Below are 559 nucleotides of genomic sequence, written 5' to 3'. Positions count from 1 at the left end.
TATATTTAGTTAAAGAAAGGGAATTGGGGTATGTCCAGTAAATTACCATGGACGAGGCTTTTTGCAGACAAGTGGCTTCTTGATCTTGCTTGTTTACCCGCAATTGAAGGCAATGTTTATATGCGATTGCGATTGCAAATGTTGCGCACTAGAGAGCCTCTTGTAAATGATGCGCAAATATTATCTCATTTTACGTGTTGTTCAGTAAAAAGATTTCAGAAGGCATTAGATTACTTATTTAGATCTGGACACATTATTCTTTCAGAAGATGGTCATTTGTGGTGTTCAGATGTTGAAGAAGAATTAAAAAATTCAGACGAAACTTTAAATAAGTTTGCAGAAAGAGCAGCAAAAGCCGCCAATACTAGAAAACATAAAAACCACGAAGAATCTTCAAGAGAGCTTCAAGATTCTTTAAGAAGTCTTCAAGATTCTTCAAGATGTCTTGAAGATTCTTCAAGAGGGTACAATAACAATAACATTAACAATAACAAAAAAAATAAAAATATTATTTTATCAAAAAGAGAAATTGATTTTGAAAATTTAGAAACAAACGATT

General features: G+C 32.2%; 1 pseudogene. It reads left to right on the top strand.

Annotated elements, in window-relative coordinates:
• Positions 1-30 precede the first annotated feature (30 nt).
• Positions 31-559: pseudogene (locus tag ACFILO_RS09790) on the top strand (hypothetical protein); the annotation flags it as partial.

Origin of the sequence: Bartonella sp. AP72JLCBS (assembly GCF_042195705.1) — a bacterium.
Lineage (GTDB): Bacteria > Pseudomonadota > Alphaproteobacteria > Rhizobiales > Rhizobiaceae > Bartonella.
This window is presented reverse-complemented; position numbering and strand designations above follow the sequence as displayed.